Genomic DNA, 23,908 nt, shown 5'->3' with positions numbered 1-23,908 from the left:
CTCAAGCCCATGACAATACCGTCTCTAGGTAGGCTTGAATGCCCAGAGCAACATCATTACTGGTAACGGATTCATCTGGGTGATGGCTTATCCCCCCTTTGCAGCGTACAAACAACATTCCCACCGGCCAACATTCGCCAACCGCAATCGCATCATGACCCGCGCCACTGGGCAGGGCTAATGAACGCCCCTGTACTCGGCTAACGCTCTCGCTGATACGTTGCTGTAAATTATCATCGCAGCAAGTTGCATTGATGCGGTAAAACTCTTCAGCCGAGAATGTCAGGCCACGGCGAACCGCTATCACTTCAGCTTCAGCCAATAAGCGGGCTAACAAATGGTTTATGTCGCTGTCGTGCGGGCCGCGAATATCCAGAGTTAACGTCACTTCACCTGGAATAACATTTACTGCGCCGGGTAAACATGCCAGCGTCCCTACCGTCGCCACGAGATACTCACCATAACTTTCAGTGAACTGTTCAACCGCATATATCCATTCAGCCGCACCGGATAATGCATCCTGGCGCTGCCCCATTGGGACGGTTCCAGCATGACCCGCTAGCCCGATAAACTGGCAATGTAGGCGGCAAGCCCCATTAATTGCCGTCACGACGCCCAAGGCTAAATCAGCGTTTTCCAAACACGGACCTTGCTCTATATGTAGCTCAAGATAAGCACAGAACTCACTGATTGCCCGCTGCGATTCCCCAACCGCTGCGGGGGGGAAACCGGCTTTATCCAGCGCCTGCGCCACACTAACACCTTCAGCATCCGTTTTATTTAGCCAGTCAGTTGGCCAGTGCCCGGTAATTCCTTTGCTGCCCAGCAAAGTAATACCAAAGCGCGTTCCCTCTTCATCAGCAAAACCAATGACTTCGATGGCAACCGGTAGTCGCCGCCGCTGCTGATGCAAATACCCCACGACTTCCAAGGCGCTTAATACCCCGAGCATGCCGTCATAGCGGCCTGCATTGCGCACTGTATCAAGATGGGAACCAAGTAATATGGCTGGAGCATTGAGTTGCAGTCCCTCATAACGGCCACAAATGTTACCAACAGAGTCCTGCCAAACGCGCATTCCGACGGCTTGCATCCATTTCCCAACTTGCTGATTCGCGAGTAAATGTTCAGGTGACATATACACTCGCGTCAACATCTCGGGTGATTCACTGATTGCCGCCAGCGCATCACAACGGGCCAAAACCCGTAATGCGGCCTGCTCTGCCTCGGCATCAGGCAGGGTGGCGGCCATTATCTGGCACCATCAGGTTTATTCATTGATTGTTTATCAAAGAACGGTTTATCACTGTCTGCTTGATAAATATTCCATGCAGCTTGTAGCCCCGCGCCTTGAACGGTGGCAAACCCTAGCCGGTTCAGCACCGCCTCCAATGCCGCCAGCGTTTGCATCACGCAGTCTTTTCTGGCGTTATATCCCATGGTGCCAATGCGCCAAATTTTGCCATTCAATGGCCCAAATGACGTACCTATCTCGATCCCAAAGTCATTTAGCATCAGTTGACGTACTTGCTCACTAGCAATACCTGCGGGGATCATCACGCCCAGTACATTATTCATCCGGTGCTTCATATCACCAAACACCGCCAACCCCATTCCCTGAATGCCTGCCAGCAGTGCAGCCCCTTGCAAGGCATGGCGAGCGATGCCGTTATCCAGCCCCTCTTCCAATATCACCCGCGCACATTCTCGTGCTGCAAAAAGCATACTGGTGGCTTCAGTATGATGATTGAGCCGTTCTGGCCCCCAGTAATCCATGATCATGCCCAAATCAAAGTAATTGGAGTAAATCATCTCTTCGTCACCGTCAGCGTGAGCTTCGGTTCGGATCCCTTGCTCAATACATTTACGACGACGAATTTGCTCGGCGAATTGTGGACTGAGGGTCACCGGAGAGCTGCCTGATGGCCCTCCGAGGCACTTTTGCAACCCAGCCGAAACCGCATCCAACCCCCAAGCATCCGTTTCCAACGCGTTTCCCCCCAATGAAGCAGTGGCATCGGTATAAAACAGCACTTGATGGCGACGACAAATCTCACCTAACTCCACCAGCGGTTGCAACAAAGTGGTCGAGGTATCGCCATGCACAGTCAGCAACAGGCGCGGATGTACTTTCTTGATGGCATCTTCAATCATCTCTGGGCTGAAGACTTCACCCCACGGCACCTCAATGGTATGCACCTCGGCGCGGCAACGGCGGGCGATTTCACATAGCAAATGGCCGAAGCGGCCAAAAACCGGCACCAGCACTTTGTCACCGGGGCGGATAGCCGACAGCAAAATTGCCTCGATACCCGCGCGCGAAGTGCCATCAATCAGCATTGTCCACTGATTTTCAGTGCGAAAAACACCGCGATACAGCGCCATCACCTGATTCATATAGTCGGTCATCGCCGGATCATATTGCCCGATCAGCTGACTGGCCATCGCGCGTAGTACTCGCGGATCAGCATTGACTGGCCCTGGCCCCATCAGTAATCGTGCTGGCGGGTTTATCTGGCTAAACAGCGGATTATGACTGAGCGCTGACATAAAAAATCTCCATTTTCTAAATCGGTAAGACGTTGTTATAAACCGCGAACGGTGGATATAAATTGTTTTAACTCAGTTGTTTGAGGAGCAGAAAATAGGGCGCGGCTTTCACCCTGCTCCCACACTTGTCCTTGATGCATGAACACCACTCTGTCACCCACTTCTCGAGCAAAATTCATCTCATGAGTGACTAGGATCAGGGTCATCCCTTCCGCCGCAAGTTGTTCAAGGACTTTCAATACTTCGCCCACCAGTTCAGGATCCAACGCGGAAGTTATTTCATCGCAGAGTAGGACTTTAGGTTGCATTGCCAGCGCACGTGCAATGGCAACTCGCTGCTGCTGACCGCCAGAAAGATTGGCAGGATAGTAATCGATTCGATCTGCTAACCCGACTTTGGTTAGCATTTCGGTTGCCAGAGCACGGCACTCGGCAGCACTCTTTTTCAATACCCGGCGCGGTGCCAGCATGACGTTTTCCAGCGCCGTCATATGTGGGAATAAATTAAAACTCTGGAACACCATCCCGACTGAACGGCTAATTTCCCGCGCCTGTGAATCGCGATGAGTCACCGTCATGCCGCCCAGTTTAATACTGCCGTCCTGATAGGCTTCCAACCCATTGATACAACGCAGTAGCGTGCTTTTTCCAGAACCACTGCGGCCAATGATTGAGATAACTTCACCCATTTCAATATCCAGATCCACACCTTTCAGTACATGGTTCTGACCATAGTATTTTTGAACTTGATTAATGGTGATCAGCGGCATGGAATTTTCTCTCCAAATAATGGCTGTAGCGCGACAAGGGGTAACACATCAGAAAGTAGCCCAGCGCCACCAACCAAAAGACTTTAAATGGCTGATAAGTGACATTATTTAGCATGGTTCCTGCTTTAGTCAGCTCAATAAAACCAATGATCGAAGCCAGTGCAGTGCCTTTAATCACCTGCACCGAAAATCCTACGGTGGGTGCAATGGCAATGCGCATCGCTTGCGGGGCGATAACTCGGAGCAAGGTTTGGCTGAAACTCAGGCCCAAACAGCGCGAAGCCTCCCATTGACCTTTTGGTAAAGCATCAATACTGCCGCACCAGATATCCACTAGAAACGCACTGGTAAACAGGGTCAATGCCATTGCCGCCGCCGTCCACGGGCTAACATCAATACCAAACAGCGCTAAACCGAAAAACGCCAAAAATAGCTGCATCAGCAAGGGAGTGCCTTGAAATAGCTCGGTATAGCCACGTACAAAACATGCCAGCCACCGCCAACGGCTCATGCGCATCAACATCAGCGGCAATGTCACCAGAGTGCCCCCCATAAAGGCAGTCAGTGACAGTAAGAGCGTCCAGCGGGCCGCCAGTAACAAATTGCGGATAATATCCCAGTCAGTAAACATCATGAGGTACGGCTCCCAAAGAATCGACGTCCTGCCATCAACAACAACTGACGCATCGCAATGGACAACAACAAATACAGCAATGTGGTCACCAAATAGACCTCAAAACTGAGAAATGTACGTGACTGAATTAAGTTGGCCGTAAATGTCAGTTCTTCAAATGCCACTTGCGACACCACCGCAGAGCCAAGCATCACAATAATGCACTGGCTGACGAGGGCAGGATAAATCCGCTGTAATGAAGGCGGCAGGATCACCCGGAAAAATGTCTGGCTGCGACTCAACCCCAATACTCGCCCGGCTTCCCATTGGCCTTTGGCACTGGCCTGAATTCCGGCGCGGATAATCTCGGTACTGTAAGCACCCAAATTGATTATCATCGCCAGCAAGGCAGCTTGCCCCGCACTTAACTTCAAGCCCAGCGCCGGTAAGCCAAAAACGATAAAGAATAACTGCACAACAAAAGGGGTATTGCGCACAATTTCCACATATCCCCCCCATATATGGCGCAATATGACGCTACCGCTAGCCTTATTGTCACTACAGCGGATCGCCGCACCGACGATCCCCAGTGCCATGCCGCCAATGGTCGCCATGACCGTCAACTCAATGGTGATCAGCAGACCAGACAATAGATCCGGCCAATAGGGCCACAAAGCAGAGAAATTTAGCTGATAGGTCATCGGCCGCTCCTGTTATGCACCAAGGTCAGCAGGTAACGGAGCCTTTAACCATTTTTCAGACAAATTATTGAGAGTGTTGTCCTGCAGCGCTTCAACAATCAGTGCATCTACCTTTGCTTTCAAAGCAGGTTCTCCTTGGCGCAAACCGATATAGCAGGGTGAATCTTTCAGCATAAATTTCGCCACTGGCGCTTGGGTTGGATTCTGTCGAGCTAATGCACTAACCACTAGATTACCGGTAGCCAGAAAATCCACCTGACCTGATAAATAAGCTGACAATGTAGTGTTGTTATCCTCATAACGTTTTATTTGAGCCTCTTTGGGAGCTAACTCACTCAGCACCATATCCTCCACAGCCCCACGGGTCACTCCGACCGTTTTCCCTGCTAACTGATCGGGTTGCTTCAGTGCATCCTCCTTCGCGCCAAATACTCCGAGGAAAAACGGCGCATAAGCTCGACTAAAGGCGATGGCTTTTTCTCGTTCCGGGTTTTTACCCAAACTAGAAATGACTAAATCCACTTTATCGGTTTGCAGATAGGGCACCCGATTAGCACTGGTCACAGGCACTAATTGCAACTTTAGTTTCATCTTATCAGCCAGATAGTGGGCCATATCGATGTCATACCCCTGAGGCTGAAGATCGGTGCCCACAGAGCCAAAAGGCGGAAAATCCTGTGGAACAGCCACTCGTAATACGCCACGTTGTTGAATTTGCTCTAATTGATCGGCTAACACTAAAGGTGCCTGAACGAGTATCAGTGCAGCACCCAACCAGGCCAACATCCGCTTTTTCATGTTCATAGCTTATCTCCGATAAGTAAGTGATGAAACGATAGATTCTTTAATTCAATATACTGAAACCATCGTTGCAACTACTGTGCCAAAGATAAACTTGCAGAGAAGGCCCATAATCAGGAGTTCTATGCCGGGTAAAGGGAAATGTCACGGAGGGAAAATCACAGAGAAAGTGCAAATCAGCAAATGAAATGCACCATAAAAGAGCAGTCAGTGGTAATTACGACGTGGAAACCTGCCTTCGAGAAGTCCTCTTGCGGGTTCAGTCATGACCGTTGTTCTAGTTCAGAAAAAGCGTCATATAAATCAGCTATTTGATGAATTCTTTGTCGCCCTTGTGCCAGAGTCTCATGCAATAATGCATTACTCAGTAAGTTTGCCAAACTCATCGCTGAGGAGTAACTATCAAAAGCCGACACACTGTCGAGTGGTGTGGTAAATCGCCAGTGTGCCAACGGTAGCAATGACTGGGCCTGTGGTTCACAAATCAATAATGTCGGTACTCCCAGCACCTGCATATGCTGCAGAATGTCGCGGATAATCTTAGGCCGCCGACGAAAAGCCACCACAATCACCACATCCTGTGAACTGACATCTACCAACTCCTCTGATAATGTCTGCCCCGCTTGTGGTATGAGTTGGACATGCGGGCGTACTTGTAGCAGTTGTTGGCGTAAATGCAGTGCTACTGGGTAACTGTTACGCAACCCCAACAACAGGATGCGCGGTGCATGCACCAGTGCTGAGATAACGTCACTAAATTGCTGACTGTCTAATTGATTGACCCACTGAGTCAGGTTCGCCATTTCCTGCTTATAGTGGCGAGACAGCAAGGTATTTCCTTGCACAGCATCACGGTTATCCGTCAACGGCATTCCACTTTGGCGCAAGGTTCGCACCTCTTCACGCATCTCCCGATAACTGCTGTAGCCAAGCCGCTTAAACAGCCGACTGACGGTGGCCTTAGACACGCCACTTAACCGCGCCAGTTCGGCACTGTTATAACTGATCAGGTCATCAAAATGGTCAAAGATAAAGTCAGTAACTCGCTGCTCCTGTGGGGTTAATTGCGCATAGTGCGCCCGTAAACGCTCATCAATCTGTTTCATATTCTTCCCCAGCCCTTGAAACTATCGTTTCAATATAGCCATTTTTTGCGGAACATAGCACATCTGCCCCTACCGGTAATATGGTAATTTTCATTCTCAGCACAAAACTCGACATTCTGGAACGCCTCTTGCTTTGTTTCTGTGATTTCCTTTTTTCTATTTCAACCAATGGGCAATGAGGGAAGCCAGATAATCAACAGCAATATGGCCCTGCAAGGAAGGGTGGCAGCGCCGTTGGTTATTAATTTCATCCACAATTTAGAACAGGAATTGTCATGAAAAAAACTTCAAATAAAACCGCCATGGATTGGGCTACTTATATTCAGCAAATGGAAGTCTTATTGGCATTAGAACTGGATGATACCCGCCGCGCCGCCTTGCTACTGCAATTTGAACGAATTGCTGCCATGGCGGGGCCCTTGATGGCCGTGCCTTTGGATGAGAAACAGGAAATTGCTGGGGTATACCGGCTATGAAACAGATTCCAACACTCACCATCAGTGAAATTCAGCAGGCTTTGAATCATGGTGAACTCTCCGCACAAGATATTGCACTACACACGCTGGACACTATCAGCGCTGTCAACCCAACCATCAATGCCTATACCCACATCACAGCGGATCGCATGCTCAGTGAAGCCTACCGACTTGATAGCCTGCGCGCCAAAGGCCAAACCTTACCGGCACTGGCGGCAATTCCGTATGCCGTGAAAAATCTGTTTGATGTCGAGGGTGAAACCACCCTCGCCGGAGCCAGCTTATTTTGCGAACGCCCACCCGCCAAACACGATGCAGCCGTTATTTCACGCTTAGCCGGCCAAGGGGCCATGCTCTCTGGCATGTTAAATATGGATGCCTATGCCTATGGTTTTACTACCGAAAATAGTCATTATGGCGCAACACGTAACCCTCATGACCTTAACCGTATTGCCGGCGGGTCTTCGGGAGGATCAGCCGCCGCCGTGGCTGCCGGGCTGGTTAATTTTTCGCTGGGTAGCGATACCAATGGCTCCATTCGAGTCCCGGCCTCACTGTGCGGTATTTTCGGATTGAAACCCACCTTTGGCCGACTCTCACGCACGGGCACTCATCCTTTTGTCGCCAGTCTGGATCATGTTGGCCCGATGGCGCGCTGTGTGCCAGATTTGGCCGCTGTGTATGATGCTATGCAAGGGGCTGATATTCATGACAGTTTCCAATCGGAAAAACCACCGGCCCCCTGTTCTGACCAGTTGTATCGTGGACAACAAGGATTAAGAAGTGCGGTATTGGGGGGCTATTTCGCCCAATGGTGTGATAGCGATGCAAAAGCTGCTGTACATCGTGTGGCCAAAGGGCTGGAAGCGGTTACCGAGGTCGAGATGCCGCAGAGCGATTTGGCACGTTCAGCGGCATTTATTATCAGTGCCACCGAGGGGGGAAATCAGTACCTCCCTGCGTTGAGAAAATCCCCCCAGCGCTTTGAACCACTATCACGAGAGCGGCTGTTAGCCGGTGCCATGTTGCCAGCAAGCTGGTATGTTCAAGCTCAACGCTTTCGTCACCATTTTCGTCAGCAAATTCTGCCGCTGTTTGAGCACTGGGATATCTTGATTGCACCCGCAACCCCTAGCAGTGCCACACTCATCGGGCAGGAATTCATGCGGATTAACGATACTGATTTACCCATTCGCGCCAGTATGGGGATGTTAACCCAGCCCATTTCTTTCCTCGGTTTACCGGTGGTTACCGTGCCACTGAAAACCACCAATGGGTTGCCGATAGGTGTTCAATTAATCGCCGCGCCATGGCGAGAAGATTTCTGCTTGCGGGCCGCTTATGCATTAGAGCAACAAGGGTTGATTGGGGTTCACCGGATATGATGCCGGATGCAGAGTCCGACTCAAGAGCGGATAATCGTTCAGGTGAATCTGTTTGATTGACATGAGATCAACGGCAACTGAATCCCCGTCACCTCAACCGAGCAAGAGGGCCAGCCTACCTACTCGGCTGAGATGACGGAGCTAGCAAAGAGAACAAATCGAATACCCACCGAAGCCAAACCCGATCAAAATGAAATAAAAAATTATCCATTGGTTTATCACTGCCATTTATCTAATACTGTCACTCTTTTCAATTCAGAATAATCCCCCATGACACAAAAAACCGAAACCGCCGGTTTAAGCCCAGCATTAATTGTCTTGATGTCCGTCGCCACCGGATTGGCGGTTGCTAGCAACTATTATGCCCAGCCCCTACTAGAAACTATCGCGCAAGCGTTTAATCTTTCGGTCAATCAGGCCGGTTTTATCGTCACAGCAGCCCAGTTGGGTTACGCGGTGGGGTTGATGTTCTTGGTACCACTGGGAGATATGTTCGAGCGCCGTGGGCTGATCGTCAGCATGACCTTGCTGGCCGCAGGCGGAATGCTAATCACCGCCTTGTCGCAAAACCTCACCATGATGATTGTCGGCACAGCACTCACCGGCCTCTTTTCCGTCGTAGCACAATTATTAGTGCCACTGGCAGCGACGCTCGCCGCACCAGAAAAACGCGGTAAAGTTGTCGGCATTATTATGAGTGGCCTGTTGCTGGGGATTTTACTGGCACGAACTGTAGCGGGTGCATTGGCCTCTGTTGGCGGATGGCGCACGATCTATTGGGTTGCTAGCGTATTGATGATTTTTATGGCACTGACGCTGTGGCGCTACCTACCTCGCTATAAACAACATACCGGTCTGAATTACGGCCAGCTACTCAGCTCGATATTTTCTTTATTTATCCGTACCCCTGTATTACGCACTCGGGCCTTACTGGGTGCGCTATCTTTCGCCAACTTCAGTGTCTTGTGGACATCAATGGCCTTTCTGCTGGCCTCACCACCCTATGGTTATTCAGAAGCCGCTATCGGACTATTTGGTTTGGTCGGGGCGGCCGGTGCATTAATGGCCACCAAAGCAGGTCAGTTGGCGGATAAAGGAAAAGCGCGTGTAACCACCAGTGTCGGCTTGGTATTGTTGCTGCTCTCATGGATACCCATCGCATTGGGGCAGTACTCCATTCTTGCGCTAATTATTGGGATAGTCGTGTTGGACTTGGCTGTTCAAGGGGTTCATGTCACTAACCAGAGCGTTATCTACCGCATGATGCCGGAAGCCAGAAACCGGTTAACCGCAGGCTATATGACCACCTACTTTATTGGTGGCGCACTGGGCTCATTAATTTCAGCCGCCGCCTATCAACATGCGGGTTGGTATGGTGTGGCTATCGCCGGTTTAGTGTTGTGCATTTTGAACATAACGACTTGGCTGGCCGGTAAACGTTTTGACCCACCAGCAAACCAGCCTGTTGAGTGATGTCGGTTATACCCAGCCTCTTATCAGAGGCTGGGCTATTCGCTATAAAGCGAGATATTACCTCTGGTTGTTAATTAGCTAACTACTAATCAACGTAGATAGAAATTTGGGTTCTAGGGTATTAAGACAATTACTACTCTGTTAGTGTTATCTAACGTATTATTTTTCCCTGAAACTTAATTAATAGCTGACCCTATGCATAGCCAAACCACCGACTCCCCGCCAACGACACAGCCAGCCGCAACATTTATCGAGGGCATAACTGATAGCTTGCCCATTGTTATTGGCTATCTGCCTGTCGCTTTTGCCTTTGGTTTGAGTTCGGTAAAACTTGGCTTTTCGCCGTGGGAAGCGATTTTCTTCTCTTGTATTATTTATGCTGGTGCCAGCCAATTTGTTATTACCGCCCTGCTCAGTGCCGGAATGTCATTGTGGGTTTCCGCCTTAACCGTAATGGCCATGGACATCCGCCATATTTTGTATGGTCCCGCACTTAAGCACCGCATTCTGACCCGATTATCGGGTAAAAAAACGGCTTTATGGGCTTTCGGTTTGACCGATGAAGTATTTGCTGCCGCGACCACCAAACTCATGAAAGACCAGCGCCGTTGGAGTGAGAACTGGATGCTCGGCATCGCGTTCACCTCTTGGCTGTCTTGGGTGGCAGGCACAGCCATCGGGGCCATGTTCGGCAATGGTCCGCTGGAAAACTATCCTGCAATTGAAGCCTCACTCTCCTTTATGCTGCCAGCCCTGTTTTTGAGTTTCCTATTAGCCTCTTTTAAACGTCAATACAGCCTAACAGTGATGGCATCACTGACAGGTGCATTACTCGGCGTATTATTATTCTCCATTCCAGTCGCCATTTTGGCGGGTATTGGTGGTGGATGTTTGGCCGCACTACTTCAACCCGCCCCAGAGGTGGTGACAGAACAGAACGAGAACAATAAACAGGAGCAAACACCATGAATATGGATGTCCTGATAATTGGCTTAGTTGTGGGAACGGTAAATTACCTGTTTCGTTATTTACCGCTGCGCCTTGGACCAGCACGTCAGCAAGCCGGTCTGCAACGAGGAAAAATTTCACTGTTGCTAGACAGCATCGGCATCGCCTCGATATGTGCCTTACTGGTCGTATCCAGTACGCCAGAGATCATGCATAACCCCCAGAAATTAATCCCAACACTTATTGGTTTCTTAGTTATTTGTGGATGCTTTTATAAAACCAACAGTATTATTTTCGCCACTTTACTTGGCGCACTTAGCTACGGTCTAACATTCAAGCTACTGATGCTTTTGGCGTAACAATTTGCATGAATTGTGAGCTAAAACACAATATCCTTACAATTAATGATACTAATTACTTACACACAGTGACTGAATAACACTAATTGCTAAATTTTTCCTTAATTATACCGTTTACATTATTAGTCACTATCGTTACTGTACCATTTGAAATTAATGAGGCTCCTTATAATGGAAAGTTCGTTTAGTCCCATAGAACAAATGCTTAATTTTCGTGCAAAACGCCAGAAAGATTTCCCTTATCAGGAAATTCTACTGACGCGTTTGTGTATGCATATGCACAGTAAACTGCTAGAAAATCGCAACAAAATGCTAAAAGCACAAGGGATTAACGAGACCCTGTTTATGGCATTAATTACGCTGGATGCGCAGGAAAGCCACAGTATCCAACCGTCAGAATTGAGTGCAGCATTGGGTTCTTCACGTACCAATGCCACGCGCATTGCTGACGAGCTGGAAAAGAAAGGCTGGATTGAGCGCCGCGAAAGCCAAAACGACCGCCGTTGTTTGCATTTGCATCTCACCGAAGCGGGCGTGGAATTTTTAAATCAGCTGCTGCCCCCACAACATAAGTGTCTGCATTTTCTTTGGTCAACACTTGACGCCGACGAACAGCAACAGCTTGAAACGCTGACGCGTAAGTTACTGACACGTTTGGACCAAATGGAAATACCGGAACAGTAATTCCACACAATATCTGTCCAGGTAAATAACTATGTCATCCCCACATAGCTGGAGACTCACGCCCCTGTTCGCCGTTTTTTTACTGGCGGGCTGTGCCTCAAGCGATAATATTGCTCCTCAGTCTCAAATGCTGAATAACCAACAACTGCAATTGGCGCAACCCAAAGTCAGTTCGTTGGCGTTAAGTCCTCAGTGGTGGCGGGTACTGGAAGATCCCCAACTTGATGCTTTGATGTCACAAAGTTTACAAACCTCACCGTCACTCAAACAAGCTGCAGCGCGGGTTCGGGAGGCACAAAGTATTGTGGGTCAGGCTGATGCAGCCAATGGCCCTAATCTGGATTTAGCCGCCAGCAGTACGCGGGAAAAAATCGCACAAAATACGCTGCAACCATTCTTACAGGCTTACCCGAGTAAGCCACTGTATGAAACCGCTAATACACTTGGCCTGAATCTCAGTTATGAATTTGATTGGTGGGGTAAATACCGCAACCGAGTCAATGCCGCCAATGCGCAGGTAAATGCTGCCCGTGCCGAACAGCAGCAAGCGGCACTGACACTGACCAGTTCAGTGGCATCAGTGTATTACCAGCTACAGAGCAATTTTGCCCTGCAAAAAGTGTTGCAGCAGGAAGTCGATAATAATGAGCGTCTGGCTGAGTTGCGTAGTAAGCAATATCAGGCGGGCATTTATGGCGTTGAAATTCCGCAACAAACACAAGTGCAGGCAGACACCGCCAAGCAGCAAATGACCCAACTGCAATCACAAGGTGAACAGCTAAAGCATCAGTTAGCCGCACTGACTGGCCAAGGCCCAAGTGGTACGCAAAATCTGCATCCGGTTTCTCTGCCAGATATCACGCATTTGGCACCGAAAGGTGAGCTGACCACCGATTTACTCGGTCAGCGCCCAGACATTACCGCTCAACGTCAATTGGTTGAATCTTATGACCAGCGAGTTAAAGCAGCACGTAAGGAGTTTTATCCAAGTTTATCCATTACTGGATTTGCAGGGTTCTCGACCACTAATTTTCAAGGCACAAACCCCAATTTGCTAGAAGCCGCCAGCCAGGCATGGAACTTTGCTCCCGCAATTTCATTGCCTATTTTCCACGCTGGTGCCTTGCGCAGTCAGTTAGGCGAAGAATCGGCACTGTATGATGAAGCGGTTGAATCCTACAACCAAACCATCCTCAATGCTGTGCAAGAAACAGCGGATGCCATCACCATCCAACAAAGCAGTCAGCTCCAACTCCAACAGGCCGCATCTGCGTCGCAGTCCATGCTGAAGGTATATAACGTCGCCGACGCACGTTATAAGGCAGGGGTTATTGGACGAGATGAACTGTTGACTAGCCAGTCGCAATATCTACAACAGCAGCAATCAGAACTCAGTGCCAGCAACAATTTATTGCAGGCCAAGATTGGTTTGATCCGTTCACTCGGTGGTGGCTATCAGGCCCCTGTCAGTGACGGTTCACAGAATAAAACAATATAAAATAATAGAGAGTTTGGAGAAGACCATGAGTGCAAACGCGGAAACTCAAACCCCGCCACAACCGCAGAACAAAAAGCAGCAACGCAAGCGCGTGCTGTTGTTGCTGACGGTTATTTTTATCATCGTTGGGGTGGCCTACCTGATTTATTGGTTCTTGGTACTGCGCCATCACCAAGAGACGGATAATGCCTATGTGTCAGGCAACCAGGTACAAATTATGTCTCAGGTGCCCGGCAGTGTAGTCAGTGTCAATTTTGAAAATACTGACTTTGTGAAAAGTGGCGATGTGCTGCTAGCTCTGGATCCTACCGATGCAGAACAAACCTATGAGCAGGCAAAAACCGCGTTGGCTAACAGCGTGCGCCAAACCCACCAGCTCATGATTAATAGCAAACAGTATCAAGCCAATATTGCTCTGAAAAAAACTGAACTGAATAAAGCCCAAAGCGATTTGAAGCGCCGCGTAGTTCTGGGTTCAGTTGATGCCATTGGTCGCGAAGAACTGCAACATGCCCGCGATGCCGCGGAAGCTGCGGCAGCATCACTGGATGTGGCGATTGCACAGTACAATGCCAATCAGGCGCTGGTTCTCAATACACCGCTGGAAAAACAGCCAGCTGTCGAGCAAGCCGCCGCCAAACTGCGTGATGCTTGGTTAGCATTGCAACGCACGAAAGTGGTTAGCCCAATCACCGGGTTTGTTTCACGCCGCAGCGTGCAAGTGGGTGCTGAAATTGCCAATGGCGCCCCATTGATGGCCGTTATCCCAGCAAATGAGATGTGGATCGATGCCAACTTTAAAGAAACACAGCTCGCCAATATGCGGATTGGTCAACCCGCCACTGTGGTGACGGACTTCTATGGCGATGACGTAGTCTATCAGGGAACAGTTGTCGGTTTGGATATGGGGACTGGCAGCGCCTTCTCACTGCTTCCTGCCCAGAACGCAACGGGTAACTGGATTAAAGTTGTTCAGCGTCTGCCTGTGCGTATCGCACTTGAACCAAAACAACTGGCAGATCATCCGCTACGTATTGGCCTGTCCACCACGGTAAGAGTGGATACCGCCAATACCGAAGGTCTGGTGTTAGCACAAAACGTACGTAAAGATCCGGCATTTGTCACTGACGCGTTGTCGCTGGATTTAGCGCCAGTTAATCAAATGATTAGCGACATTGTTCATGCGAACGCAGGTTAATGTTCATGCCAATGCAGGTTAAGCGCGCCGGAGGCCACTGTGGCACAAAAACCGCTTGAAGGTGCCCAGCTCGCCTGGATGACGGTCGCGCTCTCATTAGCGACTTTCATGCAAGTGCTGGATTCCACCATTGCGAACGTGGCTATTCCAACGATTGCCGGTGATCTTGGCTCGTCCAACTCGCAGGGCACGTGGGTCATTACCTCGTTTGGTGTAGCAAATGCGATTTCCATCCCTATCACTGGCTGGCTAGCAAAACGGGTCGGTGAAGTCAGATTATTCTTGTGGGCAATCGGTTTATTTGCACTGGCCTCATGGCTGTGCGGCATTTCAAACAGCTTGGGAATGCTTATCTTTTTCCGAGTGATTCAAGGGTTGGTCGCCGGGCCATTGATCCCATTGTCACAAAGTTTACTACTGAACAACTACCCACCCGCGAAGCGAAGTATGGCCCTGGCATTGTGGTCGATGACTATCGTTGTCGCCCCGATCTTTGGGCCAATTCTCGGCGGTTATATCAGTGACAACTATCACTGGGGCTGGATCTTCTTTATTAACATCCCGATCGGGATAGTGGTTGTTTTAATTGCAGGCAGCACGCTGAAAGGGCGAGAGACCAAAACCGAAATCAGACCGATCGATACTGTGGGGTTGGTTCTGTTGGTCGTCGGTATCGGCGCTTTGCAAATCATGCTCGACCAAGGTAAGGAACTGGATTGGTTTAACTCCACCGAAATTATCGTCCTGACAATCGTAGCCGTGATTGCGATTTCCTTCCTGATCGTGTGGGAGTTAACCGACGATCATCCGGTGATCGATTTGTCATTATTCAAGTCGAGAAACTTTACCATTGGTTGTTTGTGTATCAGCCTGGCCTATATGTTGTACTTTGGCGCGATCGTTTTGCTACCTCAGTTACTACAGGAGGTATATGGCTATACCGCCACTTGGGCTGGTCTGGCGTCGGCTCCCGTTGGGATATTGCCGGTATTGCTGTCGCCAATCATTGGTCGCTTCTCTCATCGAATTGATATGCGACAGTTAGTCACATTCAGCTTCATTATGTATGCGGTTTGTTTCTACTGGCGAGCATATACATTCGAACCGGGGATGGATTTTGGTGCCTCGGCGTGGCCGCAGTTTGTGCAAGGTTTTGCCATTGCTTGCTTCTTTATGCCACTGACTGCAATTACGTTGTCGGGTTTACCGCCAGAGCGAATGGCGGCGGCATCCAGCTTATCTAACTTCCTGCGAACACTGGCGGGGTCGATTGGTACGTCAATCACCACCACATTGTGGACGCAAAGAGAATCGATGCATCATTCGCAATTGACGGAGTTTGTTAACCCATTCAACCCGAATGCGACACAGATGTATCAGGATTTGGAAAAACTGGGGATGAGCGAGCAACAAGCCTCGGCTTATCTGGCGCGAGAGATAACTAATCAGGGGCTAATTATCTCGGCTAATGAAATTTTCTGGCTCTCGGCAGGCGTATTCCTGCTATTGCTGGCATTAGTCTGGTTCGCCAAACCCCCATTCACCTCCGGTGGCAGTGGCGGTGGTGCGCACTAAATCAATCAAGATTTAACATAAAAAAACAGGCGCTGACTGATCATCAGCGCCCGTTTTTATACTGAGCATACCCAAAATCATTCACGTTGCAGATAAATGCATCCCGATCAAGCTCGAGTGCATGAACGCAGCTAACAACCCTGCAACGTCAAGGACGCAGGGTATTATTGGGCGCTATTTTGACGCCACCATTCTGACAGCAAAATCCCCGTCGCAACCGACACGTTCAAACTTTCAACTCGCCCAGTACCGCCGATAGACACGCTCATATCTCCCTGCTGCCAAGCGCTGTCGGTGAGGCCGTCGCTCTCTTGACCCAACACCAGCACCATTTTAGCTGGCAGTTCCGCTTTCGCCAGACTGACACCTTTATGGCTTGAGGTCGTCACGATGGTGTAACCCGCTTTACGGAAGGTATCCAGCACCGAGAGGAAATCGTCGGCATTGATTGCCTTGATATGCTCTGCACCACCTTCTGCTGTACGCACTGCGGCACCAGACTCCAGCATCGCCGGGTCTTGCAACAACACGCCATTAATACCGAAGTGCGCGCAGGTACGCATAATACCGCCTAGATTATGTGGGTTACCCACATCTTCCAATGCCAGCACGCAATCTTTTGCCTGAGTTTGCTGTTGCAAATAGGTTTCTGCATCCAAACCTTGGCGTTTTTTAATTAAGAAACACACGCCACCGTGGTGCTCTGTACCCGATGCTTTCGCCAGCTCGTCTTCTTCAACCACATGGTAAGCCTTGCGGTTAGCCGCCATCCATTTCAGTGCTTCACGGAAACGAGGAGTAACTGACTGTACAAACCAGGCGCGCACAATAGCATCAGGGCGACTTTCAAACAGCGCTTTACAGGCATTCTCGCCATAAACACGTGTTTCTTCAGCTCGCTGACGACGCAATTGCGCAGGATCTACATGGCTCTTGCCACTGATGCCGCCGTGATCAAACTCTGGCTCCTCAGAAGGCGCACGAGACACGGTTTTCCACGGTGAATCGTAAGGGCCACTGCTGTCAGAGCGTGCCGGACGGCTAGGACGATCGCGTTCATTACGGCCGGAATCATTACGACGTGAGTCATTATTCCGCTGTGAGCTGCCCCGGCCGGCATTATCACCCGGACGACCTTTACCCGCCGGACGTTGTTTGTTACCGCGGTTATTATTACGGTCGTCGCTGCTTTCGTCACTGCGGACGTACATCACTTTAACTTTGCCGTTCTTGCCACTAAATGAATCGTTCATTGTCTTCTCCACCAACGCGCAGGGCGCGAAGATTACCTGATGTCTGCCCGGTTAGCCATAAGCAAGCGCTAAAAGCTACCAACTATCGTATTCATCGAATAAACCTTTTTGGCACTGGCCTCATTTATACCCATAATAGATAACAACAACGAAACAATTCAGCTCACTTTGACTGTTTGGTTTCTCTTATCTACTGAGATACACAATAAAGGCTAATCTATGAATACGGTATGTACAGCTTGTATGGCGACCAACCGCCTGCCGGAAGAACGTATTGATGACGGCGCTAAATGTGGGCGCTGTGGCCACTCTTTATTTGATGGCGAAGTGATTAACGCCACCGCCGAAACGCTGGATAAACTGCTGCAAGATGACCTACCTATCGTCATCGACTTCTGGGCACCTTGGTGTGGCCCTTGCCGCAGCTTCGCCCCGATTTTTGAAGATGTCGCCGCAGAACGTGCGGGAAAAATTCGCTTCGTTAAAGTCAATACAGAAGCGGAACCCACACTTAGCACCCGTTTTCGTATCCGCAGCATTCCCACTATTATGCTGTATCGCAACGGCAAAATGGTCGACATGCTTAACGGCGCAGTGCCAAAAGCACCTTTTGATAATTGGTTAGATGAACAATTAGCAGTAGAGCCATCAGCCTGATAAAAGCTCGCTCAATAAGTTTACCCCATTTACTGGTGATGAGGGAAAATCCCCATCACATCTACGCCCTGGCAGTTTTCTGTCGGGGCGTGACTTTTTCTATAATTCAGACCCTAGGTTCATTAGAATAGCGCTATTTCTTCAGGAGCCGCCGTGACAGAAACATTGACCAACGCACATTCATTGCCCGTAAATATAACGACGGGAAATGCGGTATTGCGCCTGCGTCACCAGCGGCTGGCATTATCCACTCGCCCCTACCGCGCCCGAGGTTGTCGTGCCATTCGTTGCCAAGGTTGCCTGCTAACTGAACGTTTTTGTTTGTGTGATACCATTAAACCGCAACAAGCCAACAGTCGGTTTTGTCTGGTGATGTTTGATACTGAACCACTTAAACCCAGTAATACGGGCCGCCTGATTGCCGATATATTGCCGAACACTCAAGCCTTTATGTGGGCGCGAACGGAAGTTGATCCTGAGTTGCTAGCCGCGATTCGTGACCCTCAGCGCCAGCCTTATGTAGTTTTCCCTGAAAAATATGCTGAACCCGAGCGGGTGGTTCTCAATCAATTACCCATCAGCGATAAACCGCCATTATTCATTCTGCTGGACGGAACCTGGAATGAGGCAAAAAAAATGTTCCGTAAAAGCCCGTACCTTGCCGGTTTACCTGTGCTATCACTGAACGTCAGTAATACCTCAGATTATTTGCTACGAGAATCACCACGCCCGGAACAACACTGTACCGTAGAGGTCGCCGCTGCTCTGCTCCAGCAAGCAGGTGATATTCAAGCGGCAGATGGATTGACGGCGCACTTTCATTATTTTCGCCAGCAATATTTAGCCGGAAAACCTCATCATCCAGTGGGCCGAGTCACAGCAAGTATCGAAGAAATCGCATAAAATTAGGCCAGCTGTTTTTCCTTTAAGGAATACCCTATGAGCCAACGCGGATTAGAAGCACTACTACGCCCGAAGTCTATCGCGGTTATTGGCGCTTCTGAAAAACCTGATCGTGCGGGTTTCCTGATGATGCGCAATTTGCTTGATGGCGGATTTAACGGCCCTATTTTACCGGTCACCCCGACCCACAAAGCAGTTTGCGGGGTACTGGCTTACGCGAATATTGCCAGCCTCCCCATCACGCCCGATCTGGCCATTTTATGTACTAACGATCATCGTAATCTGTCCCTACTGGAAGATTTAGGTACACGTGGCTGTAAAGCGGTGATTATTTTGTCGGCGGCAACCGAGCAATTCTCGGATCTGAAAGCCTGTGCGCAACGCCATCACATGCGCCTGCTTGGCCCTAATAGTTTGGGTTTGCTGGCTCCGTGGCAAGGACTGAATGCCAGTTTCTCTCCGGTACCAATCAAAAAAGGCCGTCTGGCGTTTATCTCCCAGTCTGCGGCGGTAGCAAACACTATTTTGGACTGGGCACAGCAGCGTGAGGTTGGTTTCTCTTATTTTATTGCGTTGGGTGAAAGCCTCGACATTGATGTCGACGATTTACTCGACTTCTTAGCCCGTGACGGTAAAACCAGCGCCATTATGCTGTATATCGAGCATATCAGTGATGCCCGCCGCTTCTTATCGGCATCACGTAGTGCTTCACGCAATAAGCCGATTCTGGTTATCAAAAGCGGCCGCAGCCAACGCGCCCAGCAATTGCTCAATGGCCAGCAAGGTTTGGATGCCGCCTATGACGCCGCTATTCAGCGCGCTGGTTTGCTGCGTGTTCAAGATACTCATGAACTGTTCTCCGCCGTCGAAACATTGAGCCATATGCATCCATTACGCGGGGAGCGGTTACTGATTGTTAGCAATGGTGCGGCTCCTGCGGCTATGGCCTTAGATGAACTGATTAGCCGTAATGGCAAACTGGCAACCTTGTCTGATACCACCCAATCCGCCCTGAGTGCGGCACTACCGACTTTTGTTTCCTTACGTAACCCAATAGACCTGCGGGATGATGCCAGTGCTGAGCGCTATCTGGCAGCGGTTAAACCACTATTGGACAGCACCGATTACGATGCTCTGCTGCTGATCCACTCCCCTAGTGCCGCCGCACCGGGTAGCAAAACTGCAGAGTTATTGATTTCTGCTATCCGCCAGCATCCACGCGGCAAACGTATCACTCTGCTGACTAACTGGTGCGGTGAATATTCATCTCAAGATGCTCGCCGCTTATTCACAGAAGCCGGGATCCCGACCTATCGCACACCAGAAGGCGCGATTACGGCCTTTATGCACATGGTGGAATATCGTCGTAACCAAAAACAACTAAAAGAAACCCCGGCACTGCCTGTGGGCCTTACAGCAAATACTGCCCATGTGCATCAGCTAATTCGTCAGGCGCTGGCAGAAGGAACAACCCAGCTTGATACCCATGAAGTGCAACCCATCCTTGAAGCCTATGGGCTGCGCATGTTACCGACCTGGATTGCCAGTGACAGTGTTGAAGCAGTACATATTGCAGAGCGCCTTGGTTACCCGGTCGCCATCAAATTGCGCTCACCTGATATCCCACATAAATCGGAAGTTCAGGGCGTTATGCTGTATCTGCGCACCGCGATTGAAGTGCAGCGAGCCGCAGATGATATCCTTGATCGCGTAAAACGAACTTACCCGCAAGCCCGCATCCACGGTTTACTGGTGCAAAGCATGGCAAATCGGGCCGGAGCGCAGGAGCTACGGATTGCCGTTGAGCAAGATGCTATCTTTGGCCCCCTGATCATGCTGGGGGAAGGCGGTATTGAGTGGCACCATGAAACCCAAGCGGCCGTTGCTTTGCCCCCCCTGAATATGGCGCTGGCTCGTTACCTGATAATACAGGCAGTCAAAGGCGGAAAAATTCGCAGTCGTGGCTCACTACAACCGTTGGACATTCCTGGCCTAAGCCGCCTGCTGGTGCAGGTTTCTAACCTGATTCTAGATTGCCCTGAAATTTCACGCTTAGACATTCACCCCGTACTTGCATCCGGTAGTGAGTTTACGTTGCTGGATGTCTCAATGCAGTTGGCCCCCGTCACCGGTGACCCACAGGCCCGGCTGGCTATTCGGCCTTACCCACACGAACTAGAGCAGAATGTGGTGCTGAAAGATGGCTCTCATTGCTTGTTCCGCCCCATCTTGCCGGAAGATGAACCGCTACTGAAACTGTTTATTGATCAAGTCACTAAAGAAGATCTCTATTATCGCTACTTCAGTGAAATCAACGAATTCAGCCATGATGATTTGGCGAATATGACGCAAATTGACTATGATCGGGAAATGGCCTTTGTTGCAGTGCGCCAAAGCACGACCGGCCCGGAAATCATTGGTGTTACGCGCGCGCTATCGGATCCTGACAATATCGACGCAGAATTTGCAGTATTAGTGCGTTCAGACCTAAAAGGGTTGGGATTGGGCCGAGAGTTGCTAGAGAAGATGATTCACTATACGCGCAGCCACGGCTTAACACGGTTGACCGCTGTTACCATGCCCAATAACCGCGGCATGATAGGTTTGGCGAAAAAACTCGGCTTTAGCATTGATGTACAGATGGAAGATGGAATCGTTAATCTGGAACTGGCACTTTGATTTCAATTACATCAATCAAAGTGACATAGACCACATAGATTAGCGATTCGGTCTATGGCAGGCAAAACTTGCGCACAATCCGAAGAAGTAGTGGTATTATCGCCCGATTCTATGGATTAGTGTTTTTTTGGATATGGCGGTTCTGCCATCAAATAACAAGAGAAGAAGCGCACTGTGATGTTGTCAAAATTCAAACGTAGCAAACATCAACAACACCTTGCACAACTGCCCAAACTCCCCCAGCCAGTTGATGATGTCCAAACGCTTTATTGCCCCAAGGTTTTCCGCTCTACTCTGCTGGAATTAATAGGCCAAGCGACCAAACGTATTTATCTGGTGGCGCTTTACCTTGAGCAGGATGATGCAGGCCACGATGTGATGAACGCACTCTATCAGGCCAAGCAGCGGCATCCTGAACTGGAAATTTGTGTGTTGGTCGACTGGCATCGTGCCCAGCGTGGCCGCATTGGAGCCGCAGCAGTCAATACCAATGCTGATTGGTATTGTGAGATGGCCAGCAAGCATCCGGATGTGTGTGTCCCGGTTTATGGTGTTCCTGTGAATACCCGTGAAGCCCTTGGTGTATTGCATCTTAAAGGTTTTATCATTGATGACACCGTAATTTACAGTGGCGCCAGCATTAATGATGTCTATCTCCATCAAAATGATAAATACCGTTATGACCGCTATCAATTAATCACAAACTCATCATTAGCCAAAATCATGGTTGATTATGTGAAACAGCGGGTACTGAGTGCTGGTGCGGTTCAACGTCTAGATCGTACTGATAGGCCAACTAATCCTGAGATCAAAAATGAGACTCGGCAGTTCCGCTCGTCACTGCGCGACGTCGGTTATCAATTCTCAGCACAAGCAGGTAATGATGAATTGGCCGTCACTCCATTAGTTGGGTTAGGTAAAAAGAGCCAACTCAACAAAACCATTCATCACTTAATGGCTTCCGCTGACGAACGCCTCACGATTTGCACGCCCTACTTTAATCTGCCCGCGCTTTTGGTACGTAATATCATTTATCTGCTGCGTGAAGGTAAACAGGTCGAGATTATTGTTGGCGATAAAACAGCAAATGATTTTTATATTCCTGAAGATCAGCCATTTAAGATTATTGGCGCGTTGCCGTACTTATACGAAATCAATTTGCGCCGCTTCCTTAGCCGCTTACAGCGCTTTGTCGATAATGGTCAACTGATTGTTCGCTTATGGAAAGATGGCGATAACACTTACCATCTGAAAGGTATGTGGGTTGATAATAACTGGCAACTGATTACGGGTAATAATCTGAATCCGCGAGCGTGGCGTCTTGATTTGGAAAATGCGATTTTGATCCATGATCCTAAGCATGAGATGCATGAGCAGCGGGCGAAAGAGCTAGAATGTATCCGCACGCATACCAAAGTGGTTTCGCATTACCTTGAACTAGAGAATATTCAACAATATCCCGTCAAGGTTCGTAAATTGATCCGTCGTCTACGCCGCATTCGTATCGATCGGCTCATTAGCCGTATTCTGTAAATCTAAACATAAAGCCCGGTTCTCTACCGGGTTTTTTGTTTCAAGTCAGAGGAGAGACAGCATGAAGTGCTCACCTTATCTTCGCCCTTTAATTATCCTCCCGCTCCTTTTTATCAGCTCTGCATGCACCCACATGGCCAATGACAACTGGACAGGGAAAGACAAAGCACAACATTTCTTTGTTTCTGCGGCGTTAGCCGCCGCAGGAACGGCCTATGGTGAACATCAAAATTGGTCAGATACGAAAAGTCGTCATTTCGGGTTACTGTTCTCAATAGGGATAGGCGCGGGTAAAGAGTTGTATGATAGCCGCCAAGGGGGTACTGGCTGGAGTTGGAAAGATTTCGCTTGGGATGTTGCTGGAGCAGCTACCGGTTATAGCCTCTATCAAGCGGTTAACTAGTGCGAAATCAGCTGAATAACCGTTTATACGGCCTATTTCTCGTCAAATAACACTTAATATTGTATTTTGCTTTAAGTACAAACGTAAAAAAGCCCTCTGCATAGCAGAAGGCTTTCTCTTTTCATATTCCACACATAGCAAAAACCCCACGCTTTTGGCATGGGGTCTCGGCTTGATTTGATGCCTGGCAGTGTCCTACTCTCGCATGGGGAGACCCCACACTACCATCGGCGCTACGGCGTTTCACTTCTGAGTTCGGCATGGGATCAGGTGGGACCACCGCGCTATGGCCGCCAGGCAAATTCTGTTTTCATCAACTCGCTACACAATCACTCTCATGCAG

Annotated in this window: 22 protein-coding genes and 1 rRNA gene; 14 read left to right on the top strand and 9 right to left on the bottom strand. The window is 49.5% G+C overall.

The genetic code is table 11. The annotated features are described in order from the left end of the window. Position 1 precedes the first annotated feature (1 nt). The 7 genes from hpxK to HUZ92_RS10300 form a co-directional block, all read right to left on the bottom strand. The gene (gene hpxK, locus HUZ92_RS10330) at positions 2-1,252 is read right to left on the bottom strand and encodes an allantoate amidohydrolase (RefSeq protein WP_050101653.1); all 1,251 of its coding nucleotides are present in this window, start codon (positions 1,250-1,252) and stop codon (positions 2-4) included. Continuing rightward, complete coding sequence (locus tag HUZ92_RS10325) at positions 1,252-2,550, bottom strand: pyridoxal-phosphate-dependent aminotransferase family protein (RefSeq protein WP_145579570.1); 1,299 nt, start codon at positions 2,548-2,550, stop codon at positions 1,252-1,254. The genes hpxK and HUZ92_RS10325 overlap by 1 nt, the downstream gene beginning before the upstream one ends. Before the next feature lie 35 nt (positions 2,551-2,585). Continuing rightward, positions 2,586-3,320, bottom strand: a complete 735-nt coding sequence (locus tag HUZ92_RS10320; RefSeq protein ID WP_050101655.1) for an amino acid ABC transporter ATP-binding protein — start codon at positions 3,318-3,320, stop codon at positions 2,586-2,588. Next, the gene (locus HUZ92_RS10315; protein WP_145525281.1) at positions 3,301-3,954 is read right to left on the bottom strand and encodes an amino acid ABC transporter permease; all 654 of its coding nucleotides are present in this window, start codon (positions 3,952-3,954) and stop codon (positions 3,301-3,303) included. Before HUZ92_RS10315 ends, HUZ92_RS10320 begins: the two co-directional genes overlap by 20 nt. Beyond that, the gene (locus HUZ92_RS10310) at positions 3,951-4,634 is read right to left on the bottom strand and encodes an amino acid ABC transporter permease (protein WP_050101657.1); all 684 of its coding nucleotides are present in this window, start codon (positions 4,632-4,634) and stop codon (positions 3,951-3,953) included. Before HUZ92_RS10310 ends, HUZ92_RS10315 begins: the two co-directional genes overlap by 4 nt. Before the next feature lie 12 nt (positions 4,635-4,646). Then, a complete protein-coding gene (locus HUZ92_RS10305) occupies positions 4,647-5,438 on the bottom strand; it encodes a transporter substrate-binding domain-containing protein (protein WP_050101658.1) in 792 nt (263 codons plus the stop codon). Positions 5,439-5,698: 260 nt separating this feature from the next. Then, positions 5,699-6,541, bottom strand: coding sequence for a MurR/RpiR family transcriptional regulator (locus tag HUZ92_RS10300; RefSeq protein ID WP_050296061.1), 843 nt, complete (start codon positions 6,539-6,541; stop codon positions 5,699-5,701). Between the two features lie 275 nt (positions 6,542-6,816). Here HUZ92_RS10300 and hpxX point away from each other — a divergent pair, with 275 nt between their 5' ends. The 9 genes from hpxX to emrB all read left to right on the top strand — a co-directional run bounded on the left by hpxX (position 6,817) and on the right by emrB (position 16,137). After that, complete coding sequence (gene hpxX, locus HUZ92_RS10295; RefSeq protein ID WP_050139968.1) at positions 6,817-7,017, top strand: oxalurate catabolism protein HpxX; 201 nt, start codon at positions 6,817-6,819, stop codon at positions 7,015-7,017. Then, positions 7,014-8,402, top strand: coding sequence for an AtzE family amidohydrolase (locus HUZ92_RS10290; RefSeq protein ID WP_050139969.1), 1,389 nt, complete (start codon positions 7,014-7,016; stop codon positions 8,400-8,402). Before hpxX ends, HUZ92_RS10290 begins: the two co-directional genes overlap by 4 nt. 270 nt (positions 8,403-8,672) lie before the next feature. Then, positions 8,673-9,875, top strand: coding sequence for an MFS transporter (locus HUZ92_RS10285; RefSeq protein ID WP_050101662.1), 1,203 nt, complete (start codon positions 8,673-8,675; stop codon positions 9,873-9,875). 195 nt (positions 9,876-10,070) lie between these two features. After that, on the top strand, positions 10,071-10,844 hold the full coding sequence (locus tag HUZ92_RS10280) for an AzlC family ABC transporter permease (protein ID WP_050101663.1): 774 nt from the start codon (positions 10,071-10,073) through the stop codon (positions 10,842-10,844). Next, complete coding sequence (ygaH, locus tag HUZ92_RS10275; protein ID WP_050101664.1) at positions 10,841-11,182, top strand: L-valine transporter subunit YgaH; 342 nt, start codon at positions 10,841-10,843, stop codon at positions 11,180-11,182. The genes HUZ92_RS10280 and ygaH overlap by 4 nt, the downstream gene beginning before the upstream one ends. 171 nt (positions 11,183-11,353) lie before the next feature. Next, entirely contained in the window at positions 11,354-11,866 is a 513-nt protein-coding gene (gene mprA, locus HUZ92_RS10270) for a transcriptional repressor MprA (RefSeq protein ID WP_050101665.1), read from the top strand. Between the two features lie 31 nt (positions 11,867-11,897). After that, positions 11,898-13,364 (top strand): efflux transporter outer membrane subunit, encoded by a 1,467-nt coding sequence (locus HUZ92_RS10265; protein ID WP_050139970.1) that lies wholly within the window; start codon positions 11,898-11,900, stop codon positions 13,362-13,364. Positions 13,365-13,389: 25 nt separating this feature from the next. Beyond that, positions 13,390-14,562, top strand: a complete 1,173-nt coding sequence (emrA, locus tag HUZ92_RS10260) for a multidrug efflux MFS transporter periplasmic adaptor subunit EmrA (protein ID WP_050101667.1) — start codon at positions 13,390-13,392, stop codon at positions 14,560-14,562. 39 nt (positions 14,563-14,601) lie between these two features. Continuing rightward, the gene (emrB, locus tag HUZ92_RS10255; protein WP_050296062.1) at positions 14,602-16,137 is read left to right on the top strand and encodes a multidrug efflux MFS transporter permease subunit EmrB; all 1,536 of its coding nucleotides are present in this window, start codon (positions 14,602-14,604) and stop codon (positions 16,135-16,137) included. 164 nt (positions 16,138-16,301) lie between these two features. On the opposite strand, the gene HUZ92_RS10250 is transcribed toward emrB, so the two are convergent. Next, entirely contained in the window at positions 16,302-17,390 is a 1,089-nt protein-coding gene (locus HUZ92_RS10250) for a tRNA/rRNA methyltransferase (protein WP_050101669.1), read from the bottom strand. Between the two features lie 219 nt (positions 17,391-17,609). Here HUZ92_RS10250 and trxC point away from each other — a divergent pair, with 219 nt between their 5' ends. The 5 genes from trxC to HUZ92_RS10225 all read left to right on the top strand — a co-directional run bounded on the left by trxC (position 17,610) and on the right by HUZ92_RS10225 (position 23,565). Continuing rightward, on the top strand, positions 17,610-18,047 hold the full coding sequence (gene trxC, locus HUZ92_RS10245; RefSeq protein ID WP_050101670.1) for a thioredoxin TrxC: 438 nt from the start codon (positions 17,610-17,612) through the stop codon (positions 18,045-18,047). Positions 18,048-18,200: 153 nt separating this feature from the next. Next, on the top strand, positions 18,201-18,950 hold the full coding sequence (locus tag HUZ92_RS10240; RefSeq protein WP_050101671.1) for a tRNA-uridine aminocarboxypropyltransferase: 750 nt from the start codon (positions 18,201-18,203) through the stop codon (positions 18,948-18,950). 36 nt (positions 18,951-18,986) lie between these two features. Then, the gene (locus HUZ92_RS10235; protein ID WP_050101672.1) at positions 18,987-21,629 is read left to right on the top strand and encodes a bifunctional acetate--CoA ligase family protein/GNAT family N-acetyltransferase; all 2,643 of its coding nucleotides are present in this window, start codon (positions 18,987-18,989) and stop codon (positions 21,627-21,629) included. A 180-nt stretch (positions 21,630-21,809) separates the two neighbouring features. Further along, positions 21,810-23,162 (top strand): CDP-diacylglycerol--serine O-phosphatidyltransferase, encoded by a 1,353-nt coding sequence (gene pssA / locus HUZ92_RS10230; RefSeq protein WP_404705054.1) that lies wholly within the window; start codon positions 21,810-21,812, stop codon positions 23,160-23,162. Positions 23,163-23,223: 61 nt separating this feature from the next. Further along, positions 23,224-23,565, top strand: a complete 342-nt coding sequence (locus tag HUZ92_RS10225; RefSeq protein ID WP_050101674.1) for a YfiM family lipoprotein — start codon at positions 23,224-23,226, stop codon at positions 23,563-23,565. A 182-nt stretch (positions 23,566-23,747) separates the two neighbouring features. On the opposite strand, the gene rrf is transcribed toward HUZ92_RS10225, so the two are convergent. Beyond that, a 5S ribosomal RNA gene (gene rrf, locus HUZ92_RS10220) occupies positions 23,748-23,863 on the bottom strand. Positions 23,864-23,908: the final 45 nt, after the last annotated feature.

The sequence above is a fragment of the Yersinia vastinensis genome, assembly GCF_902726565.1.
GTDB lineage: Bacteria > Pseudomonadota > Gammaproteobacteria > Enterobacterales > Enterobacteriaceae > Yersinia > Yersinia vastinensis.
This window is presented reverse-complemented; position numbering and strand designations above follow the sequence as displayed.

What these genes read in the sequence shown, in the direction of transcription:
- HUZ92_RS10305 (WP_050101658.1), bottom strand. Translation starts at nt 5,438, where the DNA reads ATGAACATGAAAAAGCGGATGTTGGCCTGGTTGGGTGCTGCACTGATA.
- HUZ92_RS10320 (WP_050101655.1), bottom strand. Translation starts at nt 3,320, where the DNA reads ATGCCGCTGATCACCATTAATCAAGTTCAAAAATACTATGGTCAGAAC.
- HUZ92_RS10290 (WP_050139969.1), top strand. Translation starts at nt 7,014, where the DNA reads ATGAAACAGATTCCAACACTCACCATCAGTGAAATTCAGCAGGCTTTG.
- HUZ92_RS10250 (WP_050101669.1), bottom strand. Translation starts at nt 17,390, where the DNA reads ATGAACGATTCATTTAGTGGCAAGAACGGCAAAGTTAAAGTGATGTAC.
- HUZ92_RS10325 (WP_145579570.1), bottom strand. Translation starts at nt 2,550, where the DNA reads ATGTCAGCGCTCAGTCATAATCCGCTGTTTAGCCAGATAAACCCGCCA.
- HUZ92_RS10265 (WP_050139970.1), top strand. Translation starts at nt 11,898, where the DNA reads ATGTCATCCCCACATAGCTGGAGACTCACGCCCCTGTTCGCCGTTTTT.
- HUZ92_RS10235 (WP_050101672.1), top strand. Translation starts at nt 18,987, where the DNA reads ATGAGCCAACGCGGATTAGAAGCACTACTACGCCCGAAGTCTATCGCG.
- hpxK (WP_050101653.1), bottom strand. Translation starts at nt 1,252, where the DNA reads ATGGCCGCCACCCTGCCTGATGCCGAGGCAGAGCAGGCCGCATTACGG.
- trxC (WP_050101670.1), top strand. Translation starts at nt 17,610, where the DNA reads ATGAATACGGTATGTACAGCTTGTATGGCGACCAACCGCCTGCCGGAA.
- mprA (WP_050101665.1), top strand. Translation starts at nt 11,354, where the DNA reads ATGGAAAGTTCGTTTAGTCCCATAGAACAAATGCTTAATTTTCGTGCA.
- HUZ92_RS10310 (WP_050101657.1), bottom strand. Translation starts at nt 4,634, where the DNA reads ATGACCTATCAGCTAAATTTCTCTGCTTTGTGGCCCTATTGGCCGGAT.
- HUZ92_RS10300 (WP_050296061.1), bottom strand. Translation starts at nt 6,541, where the DNA reads ATGAAACAGATTGATGAGCGTTTACGGGCGCACTATGCGCAATTAACC.
- HUZ92_RS10280 (WP_050101663.1), top strand. Translation starts at nt 10,071, where the DNA reads ATGCATAGCCAAACCACCGACTCCCCGCCAACGACACAGCCAGCCGCA.
- hpxX (WP_050139968.1), top strand. Translation starts at nt 6,817, where the DNA reads ATGAAAAAAACTTCAAATAAAACCGCCATGGATTGGGCTACTTATATT.
- HUZ92_RS10225 (WP_050101674.1), top strand. Translation starts at nt 23,224, where the DNA reads ATGAAGTGCTCACCTTATCTTCGCCCTTTAATTATCCTCCCGCTCCTT.
- HUZ92_RS10315 (WP_145525281.1), bottom strand. Translation starts at nt 3,954, where the DNA reads ATGATGTTTACTGACTGGGATATTATCCGCAATTTGTTACTGGCGGCC.
- emrA (WP_050101667.1), top strand. Translation starts at nt 13,390, where the DNA reads ATGAGTGCAAACGCGGAAACTCAAACCCCGCCACAACCGCAGAACAAA.
- ygaH (WP_050101664.1), top strand. Translation starts at nt 10,841, where the DNA reads ATGAATATGGATGTCCTGATAATTGGCTTAGTTGTGGGAACGGTAAAT.
- HUZ92_RS10285 (WP_050101662.1), top strand. Translation starts at nt 8,673, where the DNA reads ATGACACAAAAAACCGAAACCGCCGGTTTAAGCCCAGCATTAATTGTC.